Here is a 6906-nt window from a genome sequence, read left to right on the forward strand (position 1 = left end):
TGAGAGACAGAGAACTGTCATATGTGGAATACCTCCCTGCCATCCCACTTTTACTGTCAATGTTTACCGTTGTTTTCTTCGTATCAATTTTTACACCTGTTTCTTTTAACACTTTCCAGTCAGTTTCAACAGGTTCCTGCCCATCCGGAAGATCTGCCGCTTCCACAACTACATTACTGTTTTTGTTGGATGAAACAGAAGTGGATGCACCTGAAACTGCATCGTATTTCTTCTGCCCTTTAACAGCGCTTTCGAAGTATCCTTTTAATCTGACATGAAGAGTGTTCACTCCGTTGGATGCACCGTTAATATTAGTTTTATCGGAATCAGTTACAACAACTGTGAAGTCATTTCCCTCTGCATTTACCTTAAGATAAAGTTCTTTATATCCATCACTTTTTATTGTAATGACATTTCCAGTGTGAAGTACAGTTGAATCAAATACAACACGATTATTACTGCTGTCTGGATAATATGCTTTTCTGTTAAATAATGCTGCTGCACGATCTGTTTTCTCCCATGGTGTCCCATCTACAGATATTTCTGTGATGTTACGGATATAATCAGAATCAGTATTTTCATCAGCTGGTTTAATGATCTTGTAGTCTGTATATAAAATTTTCACTTGATCTCCCGCAAATGCTGGAGCATCTTTGGTCTGTTCAGGTTCAGGCTGTGAAGTTACTTTTTCAACAGCCCATTGCTTTCCGGTTCCTGTTACCTTTAAAGTAAGATCCTTGTATCCGGTACTGGTGATTACAATCTGATCGTTTACTTCAAAAGAATTTGCCGAAAATTTAATATACTGATCCGATGACCCACATAAATAATACTCTCCCTTGCTTAACCAAGAAGATAATGATGCTTTTGTTAAATTATTGCCATTTACCGATATCTGTTGAATATTATCAACATAGTCACTACCAAATTCTCCATTTATTTTATATGTTGGACTTCCAAATACGATTTCATATTCTGCCGTCACCTCCGGCGGTTCTTTCGCACTTTGTGTACCCTCATCCTGAGCCGCCTGTACATTCTCCTGCTCATCCGCAAAATCCGGTGTCCCCGATCCATCACTAAAGGAATCATCATCTGCACCTCCTGTGTGATCGCTGAATCCGTAGTCATTGAATCTGTAAATCTGTCTGTCGCGCATACCGGTACAGAAGCAATCATATTTGCCGCAATTGCCATCAGACATCAGAATTGCCATTCTTTTCTTCATCTGTTTCTTTCTCCTCCTGTAATATGATATCAGGGGCAAAAAACATTCCGTCCCTGACTTGAAGCTATCTGTGCATCATCTCATTTCAGATGAAGCGGATGAAATTCTCCGATTCATCTCAGTTCTTCAATAGAAATTTAAATGAGCAAATCACACAATAGTTGCGGCTTAGTTAACTCTGTTGGTTAGTATATTCTAACCTGCGTGAAAATGCAAGAAAATTATCATGCCACTGTTGAGAAAGTATCTCATAAATCAAGCAGTATCCTGTTGAAAATTTTTTCTCATTTCACAGCAAAATAAGACAGAATAGAGCAATTATGGCAATTCCATAAAATAATGCAGGAAATAAATCAGGTAACATCCTGCTATCAGTCTGAAAATATCATCTTCTATCTCTTTTTCGCTGCTGTTTAAAGTAATTTTGTTTCTTTCTATCTGAAGCCCCATTGTATCCGCAAGATTCTCAATCCGTTGTCTGTCATATTCTTTTTCATCCAAAAGAACAGAATCCTCAGAAACCCTGAATTTCCCAGTTTCATCACATTCCAGTCTCAGATGCAGTTCAGGGAGTTTTCCGGGTTTAAAGGTTATCTCACTGTATGTCATAGATTGTCTTACTTTTGTGATCCCCTGTTTCACTGCCAGTATGATCCATTCATCCAATACAGGTCCTTTATACATAGGAAGTCCATATTGCAGATGTAATTGGGCGGCCTTGCTGATGCAGGCATTTCTGGTACGGTTATTCAGACGTTTATAAACATTGCTGCCCTCAACCGGGTAGTATTTCTTCAGTATCTTCTCTTCGGCTTTTGTCCATGGATCATTGGTTTTCCTGCTTAATCCCAGAATCATCGCTCTGTATTTGCATGCCTGAAGAGATCTTTCAGGAATAAGAGTATGCACATATCCGGCACCTTTTTCTTCATAATATCGGAAAATGATCGCATCCTCTTCCTGTGTCCATGGAAGTCTGTTATTGTCTGATCTGACATTTAAGTACTTAGCTCTGGACTGACAGGCAGTCAGAGTTCTCCCTTCCAATCGTTCTGCTGCCTTCCTGCCTTCCGCTTTGTAATATGTTCTTATAATTTCATCTTCTTCTGCAGTCCATTCTTTTCTTCCCTGTGTGCAGAGACCTAATTTGGCAGCTCTTTTATTACATGCCTCTTTGGATCTTCCCTCCAGTCTTTTCTGAACTTCGGCACCTTCTGTCGGATAATAATTTCTCAGAATTTCATCTTCGCTGCTGCTCCATTTTCTGTTTGCCCCGGAATAAGTAAGTCCTAATGCAGCAGCTCTTCCTCTGCAGGATTCTGCTGATCTCTGATTTAAGCGATAACGTACCTTACTGCCCTCCGCAGCATAATACTCTCTGAGTATTTTATCCTCTGCCTCTGTCCATAATCTGACATATTTAACATCATTCTGTACAGTTGCTGAAGAGGAAATGTTTTTGGATATTTCCATTTTTGATGCCTGGTATTCTGCAGCTTTTTGCAGTTCTTCCGGATAATCTTTCACAGACCTGATCTCCTTCTGCGGGATAGTACTTTCTTAATATTTCGATTTCATCGGCTGTCCATCTTTTTTTCGTATTTGCCATGTCTTACACCTGTTTTATATATTATTTCAAACTGAAATATTCACTACTTCTTACTTTTCGTAACCTTCGCAAAAGAATTCCATATGTGAGTGCAATATCTACATAGAAATTCCTGAATGTACAACATATTCATACCCTGTCTCCGTAGTATAAGTTTTTTCCTGTCCCAGTGCCGGAATAACAGATTCAGAGCTGTGCAGACTTCCACTTTTAAATACGATCATCACTTCTGCTTTCTTTTCATTAACCGGAGTTATTTCTATATTATTGATTGTGTTTTCAATCATGGCTCTGGTGATATCTTTGGGTTTTACGCAGGAATATTCTTTTGCATAGTCTAATATCCTGTCCATCTGATCTGTCAATTCTGTTTTTGAAAGAGGTTTCATGCTTTTCAATTGTTCCAGATTCGCTTTTTTCTCTGCTATCTGCTGTGTAAAAACCTTGTTTCTGCTTAAAAATTCCGCATCAGAAATGTAGCCGCCCATATTGTAATCCAGCAGCTTATCTCTCTTCTGTTCCAGTACTGTTATTTCATGCTGTATGTTGTCAATTTTTTCTTCAGTTCCTTCTGTTTTGTTAATCTCTTTCTCATAAAGTTCCAGATACTTATGCAATATACTTTTATTGCTTTGAGCCAGATTGTTATAAACATCCGATATCATCTCCAGCAGGATTTCTTCTTTTACCGGTTTTGATCTGCAGGAAACTGCGCCCTGTTTTATGCGATGACTGCATACCCAGGTCTTTGCAGCTTTTCCGCGGACAGTTCTGACTTTCAGCCAGTACGCAGCTTTATCTTCCGCACAATGTATAAGTCCGGTAAAAAGGTTGTCCTGCTTATAGGAAGTTTTTTTCAACTTGATATTTTTACTTCTTTCTTCCATAATCCTGTTTGCATCTTCCCACAGTTTTTCATCCACAATTGCAGGGACATGGGTACCATCGTCTTTATACATCACCCATTCATCTTCAGGCAGGAATTTCTGTTTCTTAGTAAAGAGATCAACTATTTTTACTTTTCCACCAACATAGTAACCCTTATATTTAGGATTTCGGATAATATTGGCAATCACATGGCTGTCAATCTTTCCCCCTTTATAATTTCTGTATCCACATTCCCATAAAAATTGTTCCAGTGAATGGGTAGACCAGTTTCCCAGGGCATATTTTTCAAAAATAAGCTGTACCATTTTTGCCTCTTCGGGATTCAAAAACAATTTTCCGTTTCGCTTGTCCCATCCATATATATGTGAATTACCAAGAACCACACCGTTCTGTATGGATCTTGCATGACCGAAACGCACACGACTTGAAAGTTTTCTGCTTTCTTCCTGTGCAATACCGGACATAATTGACAGCCTGAGTTCCGAATCCTCATCTAATGTATTGATATTGTCATTCCTAAACCAGACAGCAGTTCCACAGTCCAGAAGCTCTCTTGTATATCGTATACTGTCTAATACGTTTCGGGCAAAACGGGTGATCTCTTTAGTTATGATAAGATCAATTTTCCCGGCTTTTGCATCCTGAAGCATTCTCTGGAATTCCTCTCTGTGGGTTACTGTAATACCTGAAATTCCTTCATCTATATAACCATCTACAAGCGTCCAATTCTTTACATCTGAAATCAGTTGTTCAAAAAAAGTCCACTGATGCTCAATAGAGGTTTTCTGTTCATCCTTATCTGTACTGACTCGGGCATAATACGCCACATTCAGTTTCAAATCAAATATATTTTTTTGCCGGGATTTCAGTTCCTCACGGGTTGCATAAATATCCATGTTATTCCTTTCCAATCAACTGATTCTCTGGCAATATTCACCTGAACTGTCCATCTGTTCTCCATTCTTCGCGACTACTGTATTGAATGTATTCAAGGTTATAATGTCTTTCTGGATACTGCTATGCAGTTTTTCGGAAATCTGTCCATTATCAAGCATTTTGTCATTAATCATTGTCAGTACAACCTGTTCCAATGTCATAAGCATTCCTCCTGTTCTGTATGTTATAATGTGCAATTTGGCATAGAACTATCCAGCGGTAATATGATGAATTTCATAAAATTATTATAACTGATTCAAAAATAATTGTTTTTGAGACGAAAAAAAAGCAGCTAACCTATTTTTCATAGACTAACTGCTTAAAGTACGTAAAAAACCAGAAAGATCTAACAGTTCAAAAGATTCTTTCCGGTTTTTTACACATATAAAGCGAGGGCATCGCTCAATCATCTAATTTGATGATTTTACGACACCCCCATCCCTTCAGATATATATCAGGAAGACAGTTCTATCTGCTTCATTTCTTCCAGAAAATCACGGATATAGGATACTGCCAAATCAAGGGCCTCCTGTCCAAGTTCTGCGGAAGAATCTTTCGGATCAAAAGGTCCAAACCAGCCGCTTGGAGCAATTTCTTTGGTATCTCTCACAAGACGTACGATACCACCCTTGAAATTAACTGCCTGGATATAAGCCGCTTTCATATTCTCAGAAGGATCCTGTGCATTGATAGGCTTGCTGAGCTCCAGATGTACTGATTCCGGAGCAATTGCCATCATAGCTGAGGTCTCCAGAACATCACCATGGCCGCCTTCAAACTTCTTGTCCAGCTGAGCTACCAGACTCCACCAGTCTACGCTGGCACATACACCACCTTTATGATATACCTCCAGAGCTGCCCGGTCAATGGATGGAGTATTGCCGCCATGGCCATTCAGAATTACAAAACGTTTTGCGCCATGCTGCATCAGAGAATCCATGATGCCATGCAGAACCATGTAAAGTCCTTCATAACCAATATTAATACTTCCCTCAAAGCTTAAGTGATAAGGACATACACCGTATGGAACAGTAGGTGCTACGATTACGTTATCTACATCCTCCACATGATCCGCCAGATAGGACGGTACCATAAAGTCCGTTCCCAACGCACCCTGTGTTCCGTGCTGCTCGGTGCTTCCCACCGGAATCACAATAATCGGATCCTTCTCAAAAGCCTCTTTTGCTTGTGCTGTAGTCATTTTTGCAAGATACATTTTAAATACGCCTCCTAACTTTTATACTGTAAAATGACGATCAATAGTCTCCTGCGGCGGAGTTTCTGTAAATTTACTTACTACAATCATTACAATAGAAGCAATGATGGTAGTCGGGAACAATGCATGGAAGCCCATCGCCAGCGCCTTGACAGACGGATTGAGTGTAAAGAGCAACAGTGAAATAATACCTACTATAACCGATGCGATTGCTCCCTTCGCTGTTGCTTTCTTCCAGTAAATTCCAAACAGAATCGGCACTACAAAAATTGCCATTCCTGAGAATGCAAACAGGTCTAATCTCAAAAATACTGCCTGGCTGGAATACACCAAAGCAAATTACAACGATACCGATAATTACAGTCACTACCTTAGACAGGCTCATAACAGCCTCATCTGTAGCATTCTTATTGATAATCTTCTGATAAATATCACGGGTAACAGCACCGGTGGTGGTGACCAGAATACCATCGATAGTGGACATACCTGCTGCCACGATACCTGCGATGAAAATAGAAGCCAGGAATGGATTCATTCCCCTCTGCAGAATCATTGGAATAATCTGATCTGCCTTCTCGATATTCTGAATAGAAGCGATACCATTTACACCGGCCCACTCAATCAGAGTCGCAGAGAAAAACATACCTGCAGTACCAAGAAGAATTGCTTTAAACATAGTCTTATGATCCTTCATGGCAAAGAATTTGGTAAACAGATGCGGCTGTCCCATAGTAAAGAAGGACCACAGTACAATGTTGGATATATAATAAGTCCAAGGCATATAACCATTGGCACCCGGGAAAGTCAAATAAGCCTCATTCATGCTCTGAAGTGTATGGTTAATATTGGAGAAACCTCCACCCATTACTATAGATAAAAGTAACCACTGCAGTAGCAATCATCAGAGACCCCTGGATAACGTCTGTCATCATGGCACCTTTCATACCACCAGTCATACAGTAGAGAATGACAATGATACCCATTCCCACAACGCCTACCCATTCAGGCAGTCCGGTAAATACATGTACA

At 39.8% G+C, this 6906-nt stretch carries 6 protein-coding genes and 1 pseudogene; all 7 read right to left on the bottom strand.

What is annotated here, in order from left to right:
• Positions 1 to 1228, bottom strand: a 1228-nt coding sequence (locus AC075J_RS13930; RefSeq protein ID WP_476390439.1) for a hemoblobin-interacting domain-containing protein, incomplete at its 3' end; no start/stop codon positions are given.
• Positions 1229 to 1546: 318 nt separating this feature from the next.
• Positions 1547 to 2755 carry an SANT/Myb-like DNA-binding domain-containing protein gene (locus AC075J_RS13935; protein WP_476390440.1) on the bottom strand — a complete coding sequence of 403 codons (1209 nt, stop codon included), beginning with the start codon at positions 2753 to 2755 and terminating at the stop codon, positions 1547 to 1549.
• Positions 2756 to 2935: 180 nt separating this feature from the next.
• On the bottom strand, positions 2936 to 4621 hold the full coding sequence (locus AC075J_RS13940) for a recombinase family protein (protein WP_476390441.1): 1686 nt from the start codon (positions 4619 to 4621) through the stop codon (positions 2936 to 2938).
• Positions 4622 to 4636: 15 nt separating this feature from the next.
• Positions 4637 to 4822, bottom strand: coding sequence for a hypothetical protein (locus tag AC075J_RS13945; protein WP_226824925.1), 186 nt, complete (start codon positions 4820 to 4822; stop codon positions 4637 to 4639).
• Between the two features lie 293 nt (positions 4823 to 5115).
• On the bottom strand, positions 5116 to 5877 hold the full coding sequence (locus AC075J_RS13950; protein ID WP_118331507.1) for a creatininase family protein: 762 nt from the start codon (positions 5875 to 5877) through the stop codon (positions 5116 to 5118).
• A 21-nt stretch (positions 5878 to 5898) separates the two neighbouring features.
• Positions 5899 to 6742, bottom strand: a pseudogene (locus AC075J_RS13955) (sodium:solute symporter family transporter).
• Positions 6717 to 6906: sodium:solute symporter family transporter (locus AC075J_RS13960; protein WP_476390442.1), on the bottom strand; the 190-nt coding region annotated here is incomplete at its 5' end. The gene AC075J_RS13960 and the pseudogene AC075J_RS13955, both read right to left, overlap by 26 nt.

The sequence above is a fragment of the Blautia sp. ZXY-1-C6 genome, from assembly GCF_056339875.1.